This is a genomic window from Candidatus Poribacteria bacterium, assembly GCA_028820845.1.
In the GTDB taxonomy this organism is placed as follows: domain Bacteria; phylum Poribacteria; class WGA-4E; order WGA-4E; family WGA-3G; genus WGA-3G.
In genome coordinates, this window is the sequence record JAPPII010000119.1 from 38,910 (window position 1) to 59,506 (window position 20,597).

General features: G+C 48.9%; 19 protein-coding genes. 15 read left to right on the top strand and 4 right to left on the bottom strand.

The window, feature by feature from the left end:
• Window positions 1–122 precede the first annotated feature (122 nt).
• Window positions 123–950, bottom strand: a complete 828-nt coding sequence (locus OXN25_22710) for a phytanoyl-CoA dioxygenase family protein (GenBank protein ID MDE0427677.1) — start codon at window positions 948–950, stop codon at window positions 123–125.
• A 110-nt stretch (window positions 951–1,060) separates the two neighbouring features.
• Window positions 1,061–2,809 (bottom strand): hypothetical protein, encoded by a 1,749-nt coding sequence (locus OXN25_22715; GenBank protein MDE0427678.1) that lies wholly within the window; start codon window positions 2,807–2,809, stop codon window positions 1,061–1,063.
• Between the two features lie 408 nt (window positions 2,810–3,217).
• On the opposite strand from OXN25_22715, the gene OXN25_22720 reads away from it, so the two are divergent.
• The 7 genes from OXN25_22720 (at window position 3,218) to OXN25_22750 (ending at window position 10,172) form a co-directional block, all read left to right on the top strand.
• Complete coding sequence (locus OXN25_22720) at window positions 3,218–3,442, top strand: winged helix-turn-helix domain-containing protein (GenBank protein ID MDE0427679.1); 225 nt, start codon at window positions 3,218–3,220, stop codon at window positions 3,440–3,442.
• Between the two features lie 24 nt (window positions 3,443–3,466).
• Window positions 3,467–6,094, top strand: coding sequence for an alpha-glucan family phosphorylase (gene glgP / locus OXN25_22725; GenBank protein MDE0427680.1), 2,628 nt, complete (start codon window positions 3,467–3,469; stop codon window positions 6,092–6,094).
• Window positions 6,095–6,218: 124 nt separating this feature from the next.
• Window positions 6,219–6,806, top strand: coding sequence for an imidazoleglycerol-phosphate dehydratase HisB (hisB, locus tag OXN25_22730; GenBank protein ID MDE0427681.1), 588 nt, complete (start codon window positions 6,219–6,221; stop codon window positions 6,804–6,806).
• Window positions 6,807–6,911: 105 nt separating this feature from the next.
• Entirely contained in the window at window positions 6,912–8,204 is a 1,293-nt protein-coding gene (locus OXN25_22735; protein ID MDE0427682.1) for a glucose-1-phosphate adenylyltransferase, read from the top strand.
• Between the two features lie 53 nt (window positions 8,205–8,257).
• Window positions 8,258–9,043: a LamG domain-containing protein gene (locus OXN25_22740; protein ID MDE0427683.1), complete on the top strand. Its 786-nt coding sequence runs from the start codon at window positions 8,258–8,260 to the stop codon at window positions 9,041–9,043.
• A gap of 35 nt (window positions 9,044–9,078) precedes the next feature.
• On the top strand, window positions 9,079–9,357 hold the full coding sequence (locus OXN25_22745; protein MDE0427684.1) for a hypothetical protein: 279 nt from the start codon (window positions 9,079–9,081) through the stop codon (window positions 9,355–9,357).
• Window positions 9,354–10,172 (top strand): phytanoyl-CoA dioxygenase family protein, encoded by an 819-nt coding sequence (locus OXN25_22750; GenBank protein MDE0427685.1) that lies wholly within the window; start codon window positions 9,354–9,356, stop codon window positions 10,170–10,172. Before OXN25_22745 ends, OXN25_22750 begins: the two co-directional genes overlap by 4 nt.
• A gap of 63 nt (window positions 10,173–10,235) precedes the next feature.
• Here OXN25_22750 and OXN25_22755 read toward each other — a convergent pair whose 3' ends face one another.
• Complete coding sequence (locus OXN25_22755; protein ID MDE0427686.1) at window positions 10,236–11,093, bottom strand: hypothetical protein; 858 nt, start codon at window positions 11,091–11,093, stop codon at window positions 10,236–10,238.
• A gap of 391 nt (window positions 11,094–11,484) precedes the next feature.
• On the opposite strand from OXN25_22755, the gene OXN25_22760 reads away from it, so the two are divergent.
• The 7 genes from OXN25_22760 (at window position 11,485) to OXN25_22790 (ending at window position 18,374) form a co-directional block, all read left to right on the top strand.
• Entirely contained in the window at window positions 11,485–12,027 is a 543-nt protein-coding gene (locus tag OXN25_22760) for a hypothetical protein (GenBank protein MDE0427687.1), read from the top strand.
• A gap of 168 nt (window positions 12,028–12,195) precedes the next feature.
• Complete coding sequence (locus OXN25_22765) at window positions 12,196–13,305, top strand: hypothetical protein (protein ID MDE0427688.1); 1,110 nt, start codon at window positions 12,196–12,198, stop codon at window positions 13,303–13,305.
• A gap of 126 nt (window positions 13,306–13,431) precedes the next feature.
• Window positions 13,432–14,406 carry a hypothetical protein gene (locus OXN25_22770; GenBank protein ID MDE0427689.1) on the top strand — a complete coding sequence of 325 codons (975 nt, stop codon included), beginning with the start codon at window positions 13,432–13,434 and terminating at the stop codon, window positions 14,404–14,406.
• A 24-nt stretch (window positions 14,407–14,430) separates the two neighbouring features.
• Window positions 14,431–14,880, top strand: a complete 450-nt coding sequence (gene dtd / locus OXN25_22775) for a D-aminoacyl-tRNA deacylase (GenBank protein ID MDE0427690.1) — start codon at window positions 14,431–14,433, stop codon at window positions 14,878–14,880.
• A gap of 18 nt (window positions 14,881–14,898) precedes the next feature.
• Window positions 14,899–15,864 (top strand): mannonate dehydratase, encoded by a 966-nt coding sequence (locus OXN25_22780; protein ID MDE0427691.1) that lies wholly within the window; start codon window positions 14,899–14,901, stop codon window positions 15,862–15,864.
• A gap of 22 nt (window positions 15,865–15,886) precedes the next feature.
• Window positions 15,887–16,675, top strand: coding sequence for a PD-(D/E)XK nuclease family transposase (locus OXN25_22785; protein ID MDE0427692.1), 789 nt, complete (start codon window positions 15,887–15,889; stop codon window positions 16,673–16,675).
• Window positions 16,676–16,733: 58 nt separating this feature from the next.
• Entirely contained in the window at window positions 16,734–18,374 is a 1,641-nt protein-coding gene (locus OXN25_22790; GenBank protein MDE0427693.1) for a thiamine pyrophosphate-binding protein, read from the top strand.
• Window positions 18,375–18,491: 117 nt separating this feature from the next.
• On the opposite strand, the gene OXN25_22795 is transcribed toward OXN25_22790, so the two are convergent.
• Window positions 18,492–19,292, bottom strand: a complete 801-nt coding sequence (locus tag OXN25_22795; GenBank protein MDE0427694.1) for a sugar phosphate isomerase/epimerase — start codon at window positions 19,290–19,292, stop codon at window positions 18,492–18,494.
• Between the two features lie 383 nt (window positions 19,293–19,675).
• On the opposite strand from OXN25_22795, the gene OXN25_22800 reads away from it, so the two are divergent.
• Window positions 19,676–20,452 (top strand): sugar phosphate isomerase/epimerase, encoded by a 777-nt coding sequence (locus OXN25_22800; GenBank protein ID MDE0427695.1) that lies wholly within the window; start codon window positions 19,676–19,678, stop codon window positions 20,450–20,452.
• The last annotated feature ends 145 nt before the right edge of the window (window positions 20,453–20,597 follow it).

The following is a 20,597-nucleotide window of genomic DNA, read 5'->3' on the forward strand; positions in this document are numbered from 1 at the left end:
CGATATGTCTATGTTGGATTGCTGGAGCCAGACACTCCAGCATTTTTAATGTCTTTTTCGGGAGAGGCGCGCTACTGGTACTATAACCCCACCTGCTGAGCGCGCTAAATTAACCCATCTTATCACGTCGTGTTATTCTCTAATGAATACTCACGGTTGCCGCCAGGACCCCCGCCAATCGCCCATGTGCCACGGAATAACGATTGGCGTTTCGGCGGCATGGTTTCAATAACCTCATGGCTCAGGTTCAGCCGGTGCCATTGTGCCCAGATGGAGTTGTAGCAATTAAAGACAGCACAGCGTGGATTCGACGGATTCGTCCAGTCGTTCGCGGCATGGACGAGGCTCTCGGTAAAGATAACAACAGAACCCGGTGGGCAGCTATAGTCGTCCATCATCTCGCGCATATTCGCTTCCCACGGCGATTCACCGATGTTCGGACGATACGGATCGGGACCGCCATAGTTGAAGTGTGCCTTATGCGATCCGCTGAGAAAAGAGGTAGCACCCTGTCCTGATTTGACTTCTTCAAGTTCCCAGACGACGCGCGTCAATCCCGCAAAGATTTTGCCACCGGCGACCTGATAGCGCATCGCATTCGCCTGTTGGGGCGGACGGACGACGTGTGGCAGACCGTTATCGCCACGTTCGGATACGCCCCAGCCGGGCGGTCTGACAGTCGTAAAAGACCCTTCACACCGAAATCCATAGCAATCATCTCTAACAAACGGATCTTCGGACAAAATCTCGTTTAGGATTCCAACAATTGCCGGATGGTCAAGCAAGGTCTGTAAGGCACCTTGATAACTCTGTCTGGCACCCGCATAGACTTCTGCTTTCATCTCTTCTATCTCTGAATCCGACAATATTGAGGGTATCAGAATCCAGCCGCGAAGATCAAAGAAAAACTTCTGTTCCGGTGTCATCAGGACTGCAGTTTGGTTTGACATTTTTTTCACCTTATTTTCTCCTTAAAAGTAGTAGATACGCTCCGCTGTGCCGTTCACTAAACCCCAAAAAACTTACTTGTTGTTACGGCATACGGCGTATGCGCACTACTTTATAACGCCTGTTTCAATCCAGGCAAGAAATAATTCGCAACGACAACCTCCCAACTCATGCGGGAAGCGATGTCATAGCCTTCTCGGATCATATCCTCTACATCGCGAGGTTTACGCGGCAGCCGTCCAAGCAGTTTCGCAGCAATATCCCGACTATTCTCCAACTCAATCGCATTCCGTTCCGTCAAGCCGATGTGCAGCACATCTTCTAACGATTCTGGGGGTATCCGCAGCTCCGTATAGTCGGCAATAACGACATTCGGCACCTCTTGCCCATCCGTCGCACGGTGAATGAAACCGCAACACCCACAGACATTACTCACAACACAGATCGCACCAAAACTCAACGGTTCTACCTGTGCGATCCCGAAAGGTTCATAAATGGATTGTCCAAATTCCGCATCGCTCCCTTTGCGGATGTCCATGAACTCCATCTCTGCGGGCATTCGCTTTCCACACGCCTCTTGGCTCCATCCGAACTGATTGACAAACACCACCTTAATTGCCTTAGACCGCAAATTGAACGCAGACACGCCGTTGTTTAACTCCACCTCGGCACCCACGAGATCTGGATAGCCTATCTTGTGGTACACAGGCCAACCGTACTCTTGCTCCATTTCATGGATAGTCTCATACGGACGACCCGTTGCAATTTCTGTGGAGAGGATGAATAACACCGCCGTTTTATCGTTGGAGGCAAGCAAGGAATCCAGATGTGTAAGCACCTGTAAATCGCGCCATAAGCCTTTGCTTTTAACCAAACGCGTTACGTGTGTAAAGACGTAATCTGGACGGTAGTCGAGCAGCGTCGTTGCATACTTTTGAAGCAGTGCCTTTGATTTTAATTTTTCCTGTAGGCTCACCTCAAACGCAGGAATGCCGTTGTAAACAAGGTTAATTGGGAAACCCTCAAACGGTTTCGCCAAAAACCGAAGTTCATCTACAACGAGGTCACCAACGGCAAAAATAGCGTCACAGAGATGTGCTTTATCAATCAAGGCGTGCTTAAAATACCAAAATGGATCATCAAAAACATCATGAATCGCCTGTCCGTGCGCCTTCGCCTGTTTTAAAACGTTATAGAAACGGACATCGTGGCCCGGGTGTCCTTCAACAATAGGGCGGATTGTTGCAACTTCATGGGCGTAAAAGATGGTGCGCATGTTTTTCGCACTCGCATCGTTTTGCCGCGCAATAAGCGTTTTGAGCGCAAGCGGCATCCCCATAAATTCATGAGAAATAATGAATACCGGTGTCTCTGCCTGTCTACCGATAAGTGTCCGCAGCGCATCATAAGCAGGTTCCGCAAGACGGATATACTCCTCGAATTCCCACTCGCTCTCGTAACGGCTCGATTCAAGGTGGAAGTGTTCATAGAGTTGCCACTTGAATTGACTGGTCAAATCTTCATTGCTGCTTGATACATTCACCAAAATAACATCTGTAAGGGTTGTAACTTTTTTATTTTTATCATCAAACCGCCGTTGCCCGTAGACAAGTTCAACGTGATACGTCTGCTCAATCCCACTGAGCGCATCGGCGTGCGGCGTGTCTTTTATTCCATCGCTGGCGCGATAGAGTATCGTATCTAATTCTCCTAAATCTGCCCCTGGAAAGAGTGGACCCACGAGAAACGTACGCTCAACTGTAGCATTGTAACTATGGGTTGTCAACAACCCTTCCAAAACCGCCCCAATGCCTCCCATTTTTTGGATGGCTTCGTGTGTGGCGTGAACAACAATACTCAAATTTTTACCTCACTTCGTGTCTTTATTTATCGAGATTCGCGCTTATCATTTAAGATTCCGATCCGACGCTATAACAATTTTTAAATTACCATGTGTCTGAGTAAACTGTCAAGGTATTTTCAAAATACGCGGTTGCAGGACAGGTTCGCCCCATTACCGTCCTCAATGATATTCGTCTGGGTACAATCCGCAATCTTTTTGCTGGTGCGATCTGAGATTTTTGTTCTTGACAACCCCACCAAAAGCAACTATAATATAATAGTAGTCGGTTGTCAGCCATCAGTCATCAGTTAAGAGATTTAGATGTAACAATTTACCCCTTCGTTGCGTACCCAAAGTTTAGGAAGATTGTTACAAACCGCTCTTAACTAACAACCGATAACTACTTATAATCTTTCGGAGGTAAAGATGTTAGATAATATTGGACACATTGCCGGCACCATCTGGCACTATCTTGAGGAAAATAACGAAGCCACTGTTACAAAAATAACCCGAGAAATCGGGGAAACTGAACGTTCAGTCCTGATGGGAGTCGGTTGGCTCGCTCGCGAAGGAAAATTAGATTTCGAGAAACGAAAACAAGGCACTTACATCACACTCAAAACACAACAATCAGACGCAGATGTTGCATAGATTTCGGAAGGAGCACGGAACTAAATGAAGCCACTTCGTCAATTAACAGTGGTCCCTACGCTACCGCCGAATCTCGAACCTCTGCGTGAGCTCGCTCTAAATTTATGGTGGACTTGGGATCGTGAAGCCCTCGATCTCTTCCGCTATCTTGACGCTGGGTTGTGGGAAAAAACTTACCACAACCCAGTCGCAATGCTTGGACAGATTTCCCAAGAGCAGTTGGATGAAGCATCAAAAAACAGCATGTTTCTTGCTCGGTTTGAGGTCATCCACAAGAAGTTCAAAGAATACCATCAAACATCTTCATGGTTTGAAACAAATTACAGTGATGATACGCTCGAAAACCTGAAAATTGCTTATTTTTCTATGGAATATGGGTTAACAGAGTGTATGCCGCTCTATTCCGGTGGCTTAGGGGTCTTAGCGGGTGATCACCTGAAATCTACAAGCTATCTCGGATTGCCTTTCGTTGCAGTTGGTCTCCTCTATCAACACGGCTACTTCCGCCAAACGCTTACCGCAGACGGGTGGCAGATGGCTGATTACCCGACAAACGACTTCTATAATATGCCCATCCGACCGGAGAAACGTCTGGATGGAAGCCCACTCCTCATAGAAGTCTCATATCCAGAAGGGACTGCCGTCGCTAAGGTTTGGCGTGCCCAAGTCGGACGTGTTTCGTTATATCTCCTTGATACCAACATCCCAGAAAACCAGAGCGAGGAATTACGGAATATCACTGATTACCTGTATGGTGGCGACGAACGCCTCCGCATCAAGCAGGAAATTCTACTCGGGATCGGTGGATATCGTGCCTTAACCGCTCTCGGCATCCAACCCACCGTCTGCCACATGAATGAAGGACATGCAGCCTTCCTCGCAATTGAGCGGATCCGGCAGTTGATGCAGAGCACTGGCATCCGTTTTGAAGAAGCCTGCGAAGCCACGAAAGCCGGAAATATATTCACAACCCATACACCTGTTCCTGCTGGCATTGACTGGTTTCCACCGGATTTGGTGAATTACTATTTCAGCAACTCCTACGACGAGCTCGGCGTTTCTGCTGAAACTTTTCTCGGCCTCGGCAGAGCTAACCCAACCAACACCAACAGTGAATTCAGTCCCGCGCTCCTCGCACTCAGGCTATCGGCAATGCGTAATGGTGTGAGCCAACTGCATGGAGATGTCTCCCGCGATATGTGGAAAAACCTTTGGCAAGGCATTCCTGCCCATGAGATACCTATCAGTGCGATTACCAACGGCATTCATACTCGGTCTTGGGTCTCCGATGATATGCAGGGGCTCTTCGACAGATACCTTGGACCCCACTGGATCGTTGAACTCACAAACCAAGCCGTTTGGACGCAAATCTCAAATATACCTGATCCCGAATTATGGCGCATACATGAACGCCGACGCGAACGTCTTATCACCTTCGCCCGTCAACGGCAAGAACAGAAACACACACTCGGTGGCACTTTAGGGCGGAGCTCACAAGCCCAACTAACCCAATCTAACCGGAGAAAAGAAACTGATAGTGCAGCGATTAAAGTCCTTAATTCTGCTGCATTGACTATCGGATTCGCACGCCGATTTGCGACCTACAAGCGCGCAACGCTACTCTTTCAAGACGTAGACCGACTCGACAAGATTTTGAATCATCCTGAACGTCCCGTACAACTCATTTTTGCTGGGAAAGCGCATCCGCACGACTATGAGGGGAAACTACTCATTCAGCGTATCGCTCGTATCGCAGCAGAACCCCGCTTTTATCATAAAATCGTCTTCGTTGAGAACTACGACATTTGCGTTGGACGTTATCTCGTTGAAGGTGTCGATGTCTGGTTAAACAACCCGCTACGTCCCAACGAAGCAAGTGGCACCAGCGGTATGAAAGCCGCCGCAAACGGCGCACTCAATTTGAGTATCGCAGACGGTTGGTGGGCAGAAGCAAACCACTTAGGCGGCGGATGGACAATCGATACCGGAACGGCTTCAGACGATACAAAATCCAATGACGAAGTACATGCCAACGCTATTTATGAACTCCTTGAAAAAGAGATTGTCCCGCTCTTTTACGAGCGTAGTGCTGTTGATGATGTCCCTTATCAGTGGGTCGCACGCATGAAAACCGCAATGCAGAATCTCGCACCCATTTTCAACACGAAACGGATGGTAACCGAGTACGCCGAGCAGTTATACTTCCCAACGCACCAGCGCTGGTCGGAACTCAACGAAAACGAAGCAAAACGTAGCATCGCCTTAGCGCACTGGAAAAGCCACATTCAGGACCATTGGGGGAACCTCTGGATTGAGGAAAAATCCCCGAATAGCACATCGCTTACACTTCAAAATCTTGAATTAGGTGTGGGTGAATCCACAACAGTGGAGGCAATCATACACACCGATGTCTTATTTCCACATGAACTTGCTGTCCAAATTTATCACGGCGTGTTAGATACCACCGGCGAAATTCACAACGGCAACGCTACACCCATGGAATATAAGGCGGATCTTGGGGGTGGTGCTTATCTCTTTGAAGGAACGCTTACCTTGAAACAGACCGGATTGCACGGCTACACCGTGCGCGCCTTACCCTATCATGAAGATCTGGAATCGCTCTCTGAACTCGGTCTTATAACGTGGGCATAACTATAGTAATTGGCTGTCAGCAGTCGGAAACCGTTAGCGGTTCGCTTAGCAGTTGAGAACGTTTGTAATCCACCAATGCTCTCTTGACTCATTGCTGATGGCTAAAGGCTGAAAGCTATAAAAAATGGACAGAACAGCAGAAATTGCGCGTGAAACAGCAGAAACCCAGATCCAACTTCGCCTGAACCTCGACGGAACGGGCACCTCCACTATTAGCACGGGTGTTGGATTCCTCGATCACATGTTGGAGCTCTTCGCCAAGCACGGCTTCTTCGACTTGGAGATCGAAGCAAAGGGAGACCTACACGTAGACGCACACCATACCACCGAAGATGTCGGTATCTGTTTAGGACAAGCCGTCCAAAAAGCCGTCCTTGACAAAGCAGGCATGCGACGCTTCGGCAGCTTCGCTGTCCCGATGTATGAATCCCTTGCCAAAGTAGACCTTGACGTTTGTGGGCGACCCTACTTACATTATGAAACACCGCTTCGTGACGCGAAGGTCGGCGATTTCGATGTTGAACTTGCAGAGGAATTTTTTCACGGATTCGCCAACCACAGCGGCACAACCCTACACATCAACGTCCCTTACGGTACAAACCAACACCATATCATCGAAGCGATTTTCAAAGCTGTAGCGAAAGCCTTGCACATCGCTACACGTCTCGATGCGTCCATCACCGGTGTGCTATCCACTAAGGGGAGTTTATAGTAAAGCGAAGTAAAGATATTAAATAGGGCAACCACAAGGGGTGCTCCTACAGACGTTACGCAGCAACCCATACTGATGACTAATAACTCTTGAAAGGAAACGCTTATGAGTAACGGAAGCGTTATCGCGGTAATTCTTGGCGGCGGTCGTGGCACACGGCTCTTCCCACTCACCCGAGACCGCGCGAAACCCAGCGTCCCCATCGCGGGCAAATTTCGACTTGTAGATATACCAATTAGCAACTGCCTTCATTCTGGATTCGACCGCATCTTCGTCCTGACCCAATTTAACTCCGTCTCACTGAACCGACACATCGCACGAGCGTACCGATTTGATAGCTATCGACGTGGGTTTGTCCAAATTCTTGCAGCACAACAGACCCTCATGGGGGACGAGTGGTATCAGGGCACAGCCGATGCTGTTAAACATAATCAACCCTACATTCTCAATCCAAGATTCAAAGATGAACACGTCCTCATCCTTGCGGGGGATCATCTCTATCGAATGGACTACCGCAAAATGTTGGCTGTCCATACGGAATCTAAAGCCGACATTACAGTGTCCGTCATTCCAGTCAAGAAGGAAGATACCAGCGGCCTCGGTATTCTCCAAGCAGATCGCACTGGGCGCATCGTTAACTTCGTCGAAAAACCACAAACCGAAGGGGAACTGCTCCCCCTACGCGTTGAACCGGAAGTGTTTACATCGCGCGGCATTCAAGCAGAAGACCGCGAATATATCGCCTCAATGGGGATCTACATCTTTAATCACGAGGTACTCCACGAATTCCTTAAAGATGACTCGAATGTAGACTTCGGTCAGGATATCATTCCAAAAAGTATCAAAACACATCAGGTATCCGCTTACTTTTTCGACGGCTATTGGGAGGACATCGGGACGATCCGTTCGTTCTACCACGCGAACATTGCCCTTACCGATACCTCACCGGCTTTCAACTTCTACGATGAGCAAGGACCTATCTATACCAACCGCCGCCACTTACCCAGCACAAAGGTCAATAGTAGTAGCGTCCGCTCCTCAATTCTCGCTGAGGGCTCTATTATTGATGATTCGGAACTCGACAGAACAATTGTCGGCATCCGAAGTATTATCTCCAGTGGCAGCCGAGTTTATCAATCTGTACTTATGGGTGCCGACTATTATGAATCCAATGCTTCGCAACAGGAGAACACACAAGCAGGTATTCCTCACATCGGCATCGGTCAAAATTGCTTAATTCAGAACGCAATCATTGACAAAAACGCGCGAATCGGTGATAATTCCGTACTCGTCAATCGAGATGGACTTGACAATTATGATGCCGGAAACTACTATATTCGAGATGGCATTGTGATTGTCCCGAAAGATGCGACAATACCCCCCGAAACCATTGTTTAACCGATAGCCTCGATTTTGCAATCGAAGGCCTGCGTAACTAAGGAGAATTTCCGATGCACAGAATACTAACACTTCTAACCATAAGCTTCTCTGCTGTGATACTTTCCATGTCACCGCACGCCACAGCACTGGATACAGACGGACTTGTCGGGGCATGGTTGTTTGATGAAGGCAAAGGGGACACTGTCACCGATTCCTCTGATAATGGACTGGATGGCAAAATCGCACAAGGAAAACCGAAATGGGTTGATGGGAAATTTGACGGTGCGATGGAGTTCGGCGGCTCCGATATGGTGACGGTCCCCGATGATAATGCACTTGACCTTGAGAACTTCACGCTTGCTGCATGGGTGAATATTCCGAAAATCTCTGGCGCATGGCAGATTATTGCCTCTAAAGAGACCCGAAATCCTACGGGTAGGAACTATGGGCTCTTTGGTAACATTAACACCGGCGTTATTCATTACTCCTTTACAACAAACGCCGGTTGGAAATCGTTTGACGCGAAGACCGCTGTCACTGATGGTGATTGGCATCACGTCGCAGGCACTTACGACGGTTCTGACTTCAAACTCTACCTTAACGGAGCGTTAGACGCACAAGTGTCGCCAGGGACGAAACCCGATACCAGCGATAATCTCTTCTTTATTGGTGGATGCGACATCGGTAACTACTGGATGTCGGGGGCTATTGACGAAGTTGTTCTCTATGACAGACCCCTGAGTGAAAAAGAAATTACCGAACTCATGGAGGATGGAATGTCAGTAGCGTTGGACGTACAGCCCGGCGGAAAACTGGTAACCACGTGGAGTCAAATTAAGGCACACGCAACTCGGTAGATTTCAAGAAGCGTTAAGGAGAATCAACGTATATTATGTCTGAGTTAAGACAGCAACTCCTTGTACTGCATCTGCACACGCCTGACCTGAACAGTGGCGTGGTCGCTTGGGCGATGTACGATGGAACGGGTCAAAAACGCCATACCACAGGTGACAGCGAGACACCGCCCTACAGCTCGGTCGTGGAAGCGATGCAAGACGGCTGGCGAGTGATTCAGTTTCCACAACAATTTCCTGCCTATCCCGGCATGGAATATCACACTTCATATCTCAGGTTTGAATATATTCTTGAGAAATTGGAGAAAATCTCATGATTGACAAAAATTATCTACTCAGTACGGAACAGATGGCGAACTTCGTCGCGGACGGTTACCTTCGTTTCGATGAACTCATCCCCCGCGAATTGAATGAAGCCGCACATGCAGAAATGGAAGCCGGTGTTATTGTGCGTGGACGCGGCGGCACGGTTTTAGATGAGGTGTGGGACGACGATTCAACCGTCGGCAAAGTCTTTCGACTGCCGGAAGTGAAAGGTATCATCCACAGCCTTGTTGGTGAGAATCCGCTCTACGATCATCACGCCGTTCATATCGTCCGTCCCCAGAACGAAATAGGACAAAGTTGGCACGCCGATGCGATCATCGACCTGCGGATGCATTTTGACATCCAGTTCTTTTATTTCTCGCACGACACACCGCGCGAAATGGGCGGAACGATGATTTTACCGGGAAGCCACTATCGCCGCGTCTGTGAGACGGACATCGCCCGCTACCAAAACTTCCTTGGGCAGCATCCTGTTGTCTGTAAGGCAGGCACGTTGCTCGTTGTGCATCATGGCATGTGGCACTGTGCACAACCGAATCTGACCGACCGGACGCGCTACATGTTCAAACTCCGCCTTAACCCAACGGTACGTCAGTGTCAACTCTGGAACACAGACGATCTCGATACAGCAGCTTTCCACGGCATCTTAGGGAGAAATCACAGATGGTACGGGAACGATGTCAGGCTTGAAATCGTCAATCGGATCAAGCAGTGGCGTTTCCTTACGGGTGATGATTCCTTCGATGTCGGCTACTGGCTCTCTCGACTCGAAAACATGCCAGAGAATACGCAAGCGGCAGCGTAGCGTTCAAAATAAAAAGGCGCGGTTCTCACAACCGCGCCTACAAACCGTGTAACCCTCAAAGGACTATCTATCTGCCCGTCGTCTGTTACCTGCCCTATTTGCTGCTCTTCTTGCGCCAGCACGTCTTCTAACTTCCCGCATTATTTCTTGCCGCTCCGCTGGCGAAGCATTCTTAAGTTTTTCTGCCAACTCTTTCTGGTTTATCCCTAATACCTCAATTTGTTCTTTCATCTCCATCTGTCTGCGCTTTGCAGCTTCCGCCTGTTGGTTAGCGTTGGCTTGGTTTTTCGCCGCATTATCACCGCCCTCTTTTTCAGAGCCGCCTCCACCAGCCCTGCTGGCACTCCCCCGTTTCGTCGTAAGAAACTGAAGTGCCTCCGTTTTCAGCGTTATCGGCTCCCCATCTTTTTCCAACACAACCTGTTTCGCTTGGATGTCCTTTACAGTTATGTCTCCCAGTTTTTCGCCTATAGTAACAAAATGGTAGCGGTTCGATCTTTTCTCCAGCAGCGTTGCCTGTGCGATCACACCGTCCGGGTGCACAGCCGTGCCAACCAGACTATAAGCCGGTTCGTTGTTGGGTGGTGTCCACCCTAAGGGTCGAAAGAGATTGTTATCAATAATCACCTTGTAGAACGCCGCATTCTCTCCAAAGTCAACTGTCGCTCGGTTTTGACGTTGCCGAAATCTGTTACGTTGCGTTTCAGTTTGTTCCTTTGCTTCTATCATCTCTTGCATTTTCGCTGCGTCCGCTTCTGGTTTTTCGACCGAACGCATTTCAGGCTTCGTGGCAATAAATTCCGTCTTTGTTTTATCTTGTGCGTGCAGCAACACCCCAAAACCGAGGAGCGAGCATACGATACACCCAATCCCGAGCTTCGCAACGATGTTGCGTTGACTACCGGCAACCTTCAATTTCATTTCGTTTTCCTCCGTCGCGTCTTCCAAGCGTACTTCCGAAAATACCCGTTTCTGATTAAGACAATCTCTATTACAAAAAGTTCTATTTCTTTAATTTTATCATATTCTTTGCCGAATGTCAATTATACTCGGCGTTGCCGTAGGGTCATTCAGTCTTACCAAAATTTACATCCGGATGCCCCAACTTGTTGGGGAAAAGTGCGCTGTCCCGAATAAATTCGGGCTTCCGGAAACGGGAAGGCTTCAGATATATAAACTTAACTCTTAAAACTAAATAGCCCTGGCGTTGCCGTAGGGTCATTCAGTCTTACCAAAAAGCATTGACTTTATAGAAAAAATGGAGTAAACTTTATAGCAAGAGATCTGTTTAAAATAATAAAGGAAGAAACCGATGAAATACCATAGTACCTCTCAAAAATATATTGCACTTGCGTGCAGCTGCGCCTTTATTTTTCTCTTAGCAAATGGACAGGCAGCGGCGGCGCGCCGTTCGCGTGTTCTCTCAATAGCACTCTTTGCCTCTGGCATGAGCCTTCAATTCGGTAGCAGCATCCTTAAAGCATCTGCGCAAGACCAGTACGATACTTATCTCAACGCCGCAATTCAAGCAGATATTCAGACGCACAAGGACGCTTTTCTCGTTAGGCGAAATGCCAGCACCATCATGTCCGGCGTTGGTCTCGGATGTGTCGGTCTTGCCGTGCTTTTCTCAATCTACAACCAACTGGATACACCAGAACCTGTGGACACCTCAGTTTCCTCAGTACACGGATCGAATGCGCAAGTTGAAACATCACGGGCACGCCTAAGTGGCTTCGCAAATCGTCTCTCTCAAAACACGAGTCTGCTATTCCCACGCACCACATTCCAACTGCACCCGCATTACGATTTCCAAACGCATCGCGCGAGTCTAAGGCTCTTGCACCATTTTTAGGACGCATCTCATAGCCTACCATGGATCGGAGAAAACTAACTGAAGACCGGCGAGGTTGGAAACCTCGCCTACCAAATGGAGATTAAAAACTTATCTCGTAGATACACGGTCTCGTGCTACAGGACTTTGCATCAATTTCGTTACAGTTTCTTTAAAAGGAAAAAAGCAATGTACTTAATCCGATACCTATTTAACAACAAGTCTATTCTGCTCAGTCTTCCGATATGCCTTGGCCTCCTTCTGTTGAGTGCTTGCACAAACACGGAAGATTTCGCCAACCCGCTCGATCCGGAGAATCTACGCACTGCTGGCGCGCCAGACGGTCTGATCCTTTTTGCTGGAGATAAACAGGTCCGGGTCACGTGGAACGACATAGGTCAGGTAGGCATTAAAGGATACCGTATCTACAGACGTTCTACAGGTGGAACGGATACGGAATTTACATTAGTCGGCTCGGTTGACGCGCCTGCCAACGAATTCATTGATACCCAAAACCTCGAAAACGATCGCATCGACGCGTCTGGCCGCCTCCTCGCCTATGAATATCGCGTCACTTATGTAGATGTCAACGGTGTCGAAACACCAGACCCGACCAACCCACCTACTGAGGGTGAAGAACCGCGTCGTATCTGGAAAACAGCACTCGCCACACCGAGTGTCCCGCCGCCTGCCCCTACTGTAACACTCGGTGACCCAACCGATCTTACCGTCAAACTTTTTTGGGACGGTTATGAGTTCCCGCGCGATTTCTCTATTTTCCGCGTCTACGCTGCACTTGACCCCGGAGAGGACAAACCGCTCCGATTCAAACTGATTGCTGAGCCGAAGCGCGATAAACTTTACTATTTTGATCACGATTTTGAAAGTGACGGTATCCGCAAAGTCTATCGTATCGCTGGTGTTGACGAGTTCGGCGCGGAGGCAATCACTGTAGTTACCGCAGCCGCCCCAAACCTGCCCCCCGCGCCACCAAAAGATGTGAGGGTACGTTATTTGCCGCGGTCCCTATTCAATACAAAATACGATGCGGCCATTTCATGGACACCCAACACCGAACCCGACCTCGCTGGATACCAACTCTATACAAGAGACGCAGCAGGCAATCTACTGCCCCGACCCGCAGTCGGACGAAAGGATCGCAACTTCACAATCATTGGTGAAGACCCTATCCTCGTCGGTCAGTCATTGGAATTCAAGAAATACTACATCACTGCCTTTGACGATACCCCGGGTCCCGATGGACGGCGCGACGAAAGCGCGATGGTAGAAGCAAAGTAAAGTGGCAGTCGGCGGTTAGGACGTTCCGCTACCGCTTCACTTTTAGCCGTTGACGAAGAAAACTTTTTTACCAATTGCTAAAAGCGCAGCGTCCTAATTGCTAATTACCACTAAAGGATAAACATCATGCACGTTAAAAACAGAACACGCAATACGCAATATTTCATTTACACTATCTGTACCGTCCTTCTCGTTAGCATCGCACTGCCGGTTTCAGCACAGTTACCAAAGGTTTCACAACTGAACACCATCCAGACAGCGGAACCGCTCGGTAAAGGCGGCTCGAGTACCACATTCGGACTCCTACAATACGCTAAAGTCGATCTGCTACCCGATTTAAGCCAAAGGGTAGATATCGGAGGGTTTGAGGAATCGCATCGCGTAACGTTTGAGATTGAGACCTTTCTGGTGCCAGTTAGATTCGCTTACGGCTTAAACGATGCACTCGACCTCCTGCTCGGTGGTACATTTTCGACAGGCGGCGCGCGGAAAGTTGTTTACGATTTCTACAATACAGCCACAGAGAACAACACAGATCCAAATGTTAACCGTCGTGTTTATGAACAGCCTTTGTTTGACGGTATCATTGGACTGAAGTACAATATCAAACCCGATCGGAACGATAACCTTCCAAGCATCTCCGTCGGTGGAGACGTGCAGTTCGGTCTCACAGCCGATGACCGACTTAACTCGGACAACGAATTCCTCGATCATAGTCCCGCTGACGGCTTTCCATTTATGGGTGTCAATACCTATCTGGTCGGCACGCAAAGATTTGGGGATCTCTTTAAAGTCCATGCCGGTGTTGGTGTCTTCTTAACATCAAAGTCCCTGAAAACAACGGACTTTTTTACCCTTAATTGGCAGGTCGGCACTGAGGTCGCTGTTTCAGATAACATGTGGTTTGTCGCCGATTTTTCGCGCGAACTCCCTTATGCAGGCGTGCATGTGACGAACCTCATCGGACTTACACTCCGCTACGAAATTTCAAATACACTTGCCTTCCAACTCGGATTCAACAGCCGTCCCGGATTCTTGTTTAACCTAACCTTCGGAGGTGAGGAGACGCAGGCACTCGAAGGCGAGAATTTGCTCTTTTAATAGAGAGATCTGGGGAGACCGCCGATGAGAGCAGTCGTTCAACGCGTTAAATCCGCCAGTGTTAAAGTAGAAGGCAAACTCGTCTCTGAAATCGGAGCGGGTGTCCTCATCTTTCTCGGCGTTGCCCATGAAGATACCGCAACGGAAATAGTATATATTGCCAACAAAGTCGCCAATCTCCGCATTTTCGAGGACGAAGACGGCAAGATGAACCGCTCCCTTCTCGACACAGGTGGTGCTGCGCTTGTGGTTTCGCAATTCACGCTCTACGGCGACTGTCGCAAAGGACGGAGACCGAGTTTCATCAAAGCCGCCCGACCCGAATTGGCGAATGCCCTTTATGAGCAGTTCATCATCGCTCTTGAACAACAGAATATACCAACGCAAGGCGGCACTTTTCAGGCGATGATGGACGTGGAACTCATTAATGACGGTCCTGTCACGATTCTATTGGATAGCGATAAACAGTTTTAACCCGCAAAGGAGAAACCTATGGCTCGTAAAATGCGCCTCGGTTTAGGTCAATTCAGCCAACTCAGCGAAGAACGCTTACGGTTCATCAAACAACTCGGTGTCGAAGACGTCCTGCTCAACACGCCACAACTTCCCGGCACAGAACGCTGGGAGTTCATGGACATCCTTCAACTCCGCACAGAAGTAGAAAACGCTGGACTCCGATTGGCAGCCCTTGAGAACGTCCCTGTCTCCTTCTATAACGAAGCCATGCTCGGACTGCCGTGCCGCGACGAACAAATTGAAAATATGGCGACGACAATCCGCAATATCGGTAAAGCAGGTGTAGAAATCTTCGGGTATCATTGGATGCCCAATCAAGTCTGGCGCACCTCTCGAACCACTCCCGGCAGGGGTGGTGCTGCGGTTACTAGTTTCGATATGGAACAGGTAAAAGACGCACCGCTAACGCACGGACGTGTTTTCACTGAAGCGGAAATATGGGAAAACTACGAGTATTACATGAACGCAATTCTACCGGTCGCGGAGGAGGCAGGCGTTAAACTCGCACTTCATCCAGACGATCCACCTGTCGAATCGCTTGCAGGTGTGCCGCGTCTGTTTCGTAATTTTGAAGGTTTCAAACGTGCGATGGAAATCGCTGACAGCCCGATACACGGACTCGACTTCTGCGTCGGTTCTTGGTCTGAGATGGGACCTGGTGTCACGGATGCGATCCGTTATTTCGGGGAGCGTGACAAGATTTTCTACGTCCATTTCCGAGATGTCCAAGGACATGTCCCAAAGTTCGCTGAATCCTTTGTAAATGAAGGCAACTGTGATATGTTCGAGGTGATGCGGACGCTCAAAGAGGTCGGCTTTACGGGTTTCATGATTACCGACCATGTTCCGCACGTTGTTGACGATACAGATTGGGGGCACCGGGGTCGGGCGTATGCTATCGGGTATATGACGGCATTTCTTGAAATTTTAATGGCGACATAGCAGATATGAAAAGGAGTACAAAATGGCGCAAGTTGTTCCCTTACGATACGATACTGCTTTCAAAAAAGCGTTCAGTCAACCAGAAATCTTCTGTCAATTTGCTGAAGATGTCTTAGGTATCAATTTCCACACCGATGAGGTGCACCGTGGTTACAAATTTCTTGAACCCATCGGGCAAGTTGATATTGAATACGATTTGTTTGCTGAGGATCCGGAATCTCGTATTGTGGTTGAGATACAACACGTCAAAGAACGACACTTCTACGATCGTTTCTTATATTACCACCTCATCAACCTCGTCGAACAGGTGAAAAATAGCAAAGCATATCAGTTCGATCGAACAGTTTACACAATTGTTGTCCTAACAAGTCCATATAGCGAGAGCGAGATTGACTTCAGTGTTGCCATCACAGATTTCAACCCAATCAACGAATTTAACCGCAAAGTCGATGTCTATCCGCATCAACTTGTGTTTGTGGTACCGCGTATGGTTAATGACAAAACGCCATCTGGCATCAAAGCGTGGTTGGAACTCGTGTTGGATTCTCTGGATGGTGAGATAGACGAAAACTCCTACAACTCCCCAATTTTTGGGAAGGTGATTGATGCGGTTAAACGTGACAATATTTCTCCTGCGGAGCGTCGGATACTCAAAGATGAAGAGTCTTGGGAAGATACGCTAATAGATGTGAAAGAAAAGGAAAAGGAAACCATCGCACGCGCACTGATTAGCGAAGGCATAAGCACTGAAGTCATTGCAAGAGCAACGGGCATCCCAGAAACAGAAATCGAAAAACTGAGGCAATCATGAGCACCGAGGTGTGTTAATATAATGAATCAGAAAAACAGATACACAAGGAGGCTATATCATGCAGAACAGACCTCCGACAATCGGCGAATACTTACTCAGGAAACTGGAAAGTTATGGCATTGAACACATCTTCGGCATCCCTGGCGATTATGTACTGCGGTTCTACAACCTCATTGAGCAGAGTCCAATCCAGCATGTCGGCATGACCCGTGAGGACGCAGCCGGTTATGCAGCGGATGCCTACGCACGTACAAAAGGGATGGGTGCTGTCTGCGTTACCTATTGCGTCGGCGGGTTGTCAACGGTGAACGCTGTCGCGGGTGCCTATGCCGAAAAATCACCCGTTGTTGTTATCAGCGGCGCGCCGGGTATCAAAGAACGTGGAAACGATGCCCTCCTTCATCACAAAGTTAGGGATTTCCATACACAGCAACGCATCTATGACGAGATAACCGTTGCGACCGCCCTACTCGACGAACCCTTTACCGCTTTCAACGAAATCGATCGTGTACTTGATGCCGTGTATCGCTATAAACGTCCGGGATACATTGAAATCCCGCGCGATATGGTAGATGTCCGCGGCACACTCTATCAAGGTCCTTCGACTGGCAAACATATTAGCGACCCAGATGTGTTGGACGCTGCCGTTGACGAGGCATGCGATTTTATCAATAAGAGCAAAAAACCGGTAATCCTTGCAGGCGTAGAACTCCACAGATTCGGCTATCAAGACAAATTGATGCGGTTGGCGGAAGAAAAACGGATTCCCGTCGTGGCGACGCTCCTCGGGAAATCCGTGATCCCCGAATCGCATCCGCTCTACTTGGGGATTTATGAAGGCGCGATGGGCAAGCAGGAAGTGAGAGCGTTTGTCGAAGATTCGGATTGCGTGATTATCCTCGGTGCTTTCATGACCGACGTGAACCTCGGAATCTATACCGCAAATCTTGACCGCGCCCGTTCTATCTATGCTACGTCCGAAAAACTTACTGTCCGCTACCACACCTACGAAGATGTGATGTTCGACGATTTCATCGACGGTATTAATTCCGCCAAACTCCGAAAACGAAGGAAACTCAACTTAAACCGGGCATTTCGAGACACAGAACCGTTTGCGGTTGACCCTAAAGCACCGCTGACAGTCAGTCGTCTCTTCCAACATCTCAACGAATTTATTAGCGATGAACTCACAGTGATCGCCGATGTCGGTGACAGTCTCTTTGGAGCCGTAGAACTGAAAATACATCAACACACCAACTTTATCAGTCCGGCTTACTATACTTCAATGGGTTTTGCAGTGCCAGCATCCGTTGGCGCGCAATTGAGTATGCCAGATACGCGGTGTCTTGTTATCGTTGGAGACGGTGCTTTCCAGATGACAGGTACCGAACTCTCAACGACCGTACGCCACGGATTTAACCCGATTATCCTTGTTTTAAACAACCACGGATATGGCACGGAGCGACACCTGCTTGAAGGCCCTTTTAATGATATTGGGTGCTGGAATTACAGCGGTATGCCAACACTCTTCGGAACAGGACGCGGGTTCCACGTCCGAACCGAGGGCGAATTTGACGAAGCCATTAAAGCCGCACTTGCTGAGACGCGACACTTTACGTTGATTGAGGCAGAACTTGAAAAGTTGGATACCTCACCCGCACTTGCTCGGCTGGCAGAGCGGATGGCTGGCGAAATCTAATAAGGGCTGTTAGCAGTCAGCGGTCAGGGCGGATTTTTCAAAAATCCTTTCAGCAGTCAGTTTTAAGAGGTTTTCGTCTAAGTAAGAATCCTTCTTCTTGCTGATGGCTGATAACTATCATAGGGCAGCGATTTTTTCACGTAAGAAACCTGTACAAAATGGCACCTGTTCTTCCGAGAGTCCGTGCAGCACCACAGCCCCGTCATAGCCGCTCTCCTTCAGCAAGCCGAGGTATTGGTCGTAGTCCAGCAGCCCTGTTCCAGCGGCGAGGTGTCCGGCTTGACCGTCGCGGTCTAAGTCCTTCGCGTGGGCAAGTGCAATATCGTCGCCAAGCAGTTCAAACGCCTCGTCAAGGATTTCGCGCATCTTCGGGAGTTCGCCTTCGTGGAAGATGTTCGCGCCATCCATACACACTTTTAGATACGGCGACTGCATCTCATCAAGCAAACGACGCGCTTTCTGCGCTGAATCAATCACGTTTGCGACTTCAGGCTCAAAGGCGAGTGTCACGTCGTATTCCTCGGCGACCTCTAACGCCTGCCGCATCGACTTAACGAGATCCCGCCATGCCGATGCCGAGTTATTATCGGGATGTGCGCGCCACATGCTGTCCGGATCCCGTGAGCCGGTGCAGATCGTGATTACCGATGTCCCCATCGGGGCGCACTGCTCAGCGACAGAACGCAACATTCGCAATCCGGCGTGCCGCTTCTCAACATCGGGATCAATCATATTGTAAGTCCCTCCAAGTGCTGAGATTGTGATCTGTCGGTCATCCAGTGCCTTGCGGACCTCCGCAAGCGACAGTCCCGCAGGCACATGATATTGTAAATGATGGACATCGTGTGCCGCAATGGCATCCAGTGTTTCACTGAGCGTCTCCCGTCGAATCGTCCCCACCATAAGTCCAACGTGCATAAATCTCTCCTGTTAAATGATAGTTCGTCGTCCGTTCAGTCTAAAAAAACATGGTGATTATACAATACAAAAGATCGGATGGCAAGAAAAAATGCCTTGCTCATTTTGGGGCATGTGTAAATATTTTGTCAATTGTCTGAATCGCGGATTGACGCGGATGACACAGATGACGCGGATTTTAAGACTTCCTTCTGTCAAATTATGGCTTATATAACTGTCGCGAGCGTGAAGAAACTCCCAAGCAAAAACACTCGCTCCTACAGCAAAAAGCTGTCAGCGGTTAGCAATTAGCGAACAGCCGTCTTGACATTATAATATGTTCATGATAGGATATTCCACATTCAACAACGGGACTATACATCAAAAAATATGAAAGGGAAATTATGTCAAGAATACCAATTGGTTTAGAGTTGTTTTCTGTCCGAAATGAGTTGGCTGAAGATGTCCGCGGCACGATAAAAGCGGTCGCTGAAATGGGATATGAAGGCGTTGAATTCGCGGGTCCACCGCAACATTCGGCGGAAGAGTTGAAAGGCTATCTTGATGAGTTCGGTTTGGTCTGTTGCGGTTGGCACACGCCGTTCAACCTCGTCCAAGAAGACACCCTCGACGCAACGATTGAATTCAACAAGGTCTTGGAAAACCCTTATATCATCGTTCCCGGTATCCCAGGCGAACTCCGTCAATCGCGGGCGGACTGGCTGAAGTTAGCGGATATTTTCAACGGCATTGCCGATAAACTCGCCGCACACGGTATGGTGACGGGGTATCACAACCACCACGTCGAATTTACACCCCTTGATGGCGAAATACCGTGGGACACCTTTTTCGGTAATACCAACGAAGGCGTTGTGATGCAGCTGGATATGGGCAACGCGCTCTCTGGGGGTGCTGATCTCGTAGGTATTCTGGAGAGATACCCGGGTCGCTCTGGCACCGTCCATCTCAAACCTTACAACGAATCGCTCGGTGAGGCGGATAGACACGCCGGTTTCCGTCCCATCATTGGGGAGGATAGTGTGCCGTGGGATGAGATCTTCCGGGTCTGTGAAACCACGGGTGGCACGAAATGGTATATCGTTGAATACGAGAGCGATGCGTTTCCGCCGCTTGAGGCTGTCGAACGCTGCCTGAAAGCACTCAAGGCGATGGGGAAATAGCGGTTAGTGGTCAGCAATCAGCGGTCAGCAGTCAGCAATCAGCGATTAGCAGTCAGTTCGGAGACGCTTTCACCCTCGGTAGGTGCGGTTTCCTAACCGCACCGGGCACAACGTTCAAGTAATTCTAAAATTTACTATAGTTGGA

Excerpts from the sequence above, each read along its gene's own strand:
- OXN25_22710 (MDE0427677.1), bottom strand. The coding sequence starts at position 950 with ATGTCAAACCAAACTGCAGTCCTGATGACACCGGAACAGAAGTTTTTC.
- OXN25_22720 (MDE0427679.1), top strand. The coding sequence starts at position 3,218 with ATGTTAGATAATATTGGACACATTGCCGGCACCATCTGGCACTATCTT.
- glgP (MDE0427680.1), top strand. The coding sequence starts at position 3,467 with ATGAAGCCACTTCGTCAATTAACAGTGGTCCCTACGCTACCGCCGAAT.
- hisB (MDE0427681.1), top strand. The coding sequence starts at position 6,219 with ATGGACAGAACAGCAGAAATTGCGCGTGAAACAGCAGAAACCCAGATC.
- OXN25_22735 (MDE0427682.1), top strand. The coding sequence starts at position 6,912 with ATGAGTAACGGAAGCGTTATCGCGGTAATTCTTGGCGGCGGTCGTGGC.
- OXN25_22740 (MDE0427683.1), top strand. The coding sequence starts at position 8,258 with ATGCACAGAATACTAACACTTCTAACCATAAGCTTCTCTGCTGTGATA.
- OXN25_22745 (MDE0427684.1), top strand. The coding sequence starts at position 9,079 with ATGTCTGAGTTAAGACAGCAACTCCTTGTACTGCATCTGCACACGCCT.
- OXN25_22750 (MDE0427685.1), top strand. The coding sequence starts at position 9,354 with ATGATTGACAAAAATTATCTACTCAGTACGGAACAGATGGCGAACTTC.
- OXN25_22755 (MDE0427686.1), bottom strand. The coding sequence starts at position 11,093 with ATGAAATTGAAGGTTGCCGGTAGTCAACGCAACATCGTTGCGAAGCTC.
- OXN25_22760 (MDE0427687.1), top strand. The coding sequence starts at position 11,485 with ATGAAATACCATAGTACCTCTCAAAAATATATTGCACTTGCGTGCAGC.
- OXN25_22765 (MDE0427688.1), top strand. The coding sequence starts at position 12,196 with ATGTACTTAATCCGATACCTATTTAACAACAAGTCTATTCTGCTCAGT.
- OXN25_22770 (MDE0427689.1), top strand. The coding sequence starts at position 13,432 with ATGCACGTTAAAAACAGAACACGCAATACGCAATATTTCATTTACACT.
- dtd (MDE0427690.1), top strand. The coding sequence starts at position 14,431 with ATGAGAGCAGTCGTTCAACGCGTTAAATCCGCCAGTGTTAAAGTAGAA.
- OXN25_22780 (MDE0427691.1), top strand. The coding sequence starts at position 14,899 with ATGGCTCGTAAAATGCGCCTCGGTTTAGGTCAATTCAGCCAACTCAGC.
- OXN25_22785 (MDE0427692.1), top strand. The coding sequence starts at position 15,887 with ATGGCGCAAGTTGTTCCCTTACGATACGATACTGCTTTCAAAAAAGCG.
- OXN25_22790 (MDE0427693.1), top strand. The coding sequence starts at position 16,734 with ATGCAGAACAGACCTCCGACAATCGGCGAATACTTACTCAGGAAACTG.
- OXN25_22795 (MDE0427694.1), bottom strand. The coding sequence starts at position 19,292 with ATGCACGTTGGACTTATGGTGGGGACGATTCGACGGGAGACGCTCAGT.
- OXN25_22800 (MDE0427695.1), top strand. The coding sequence starts at position 19,676 with ATGTCAAGAATACCAATTGGTTTAGAGTTGTTTTCTGTCCGAAATGAG.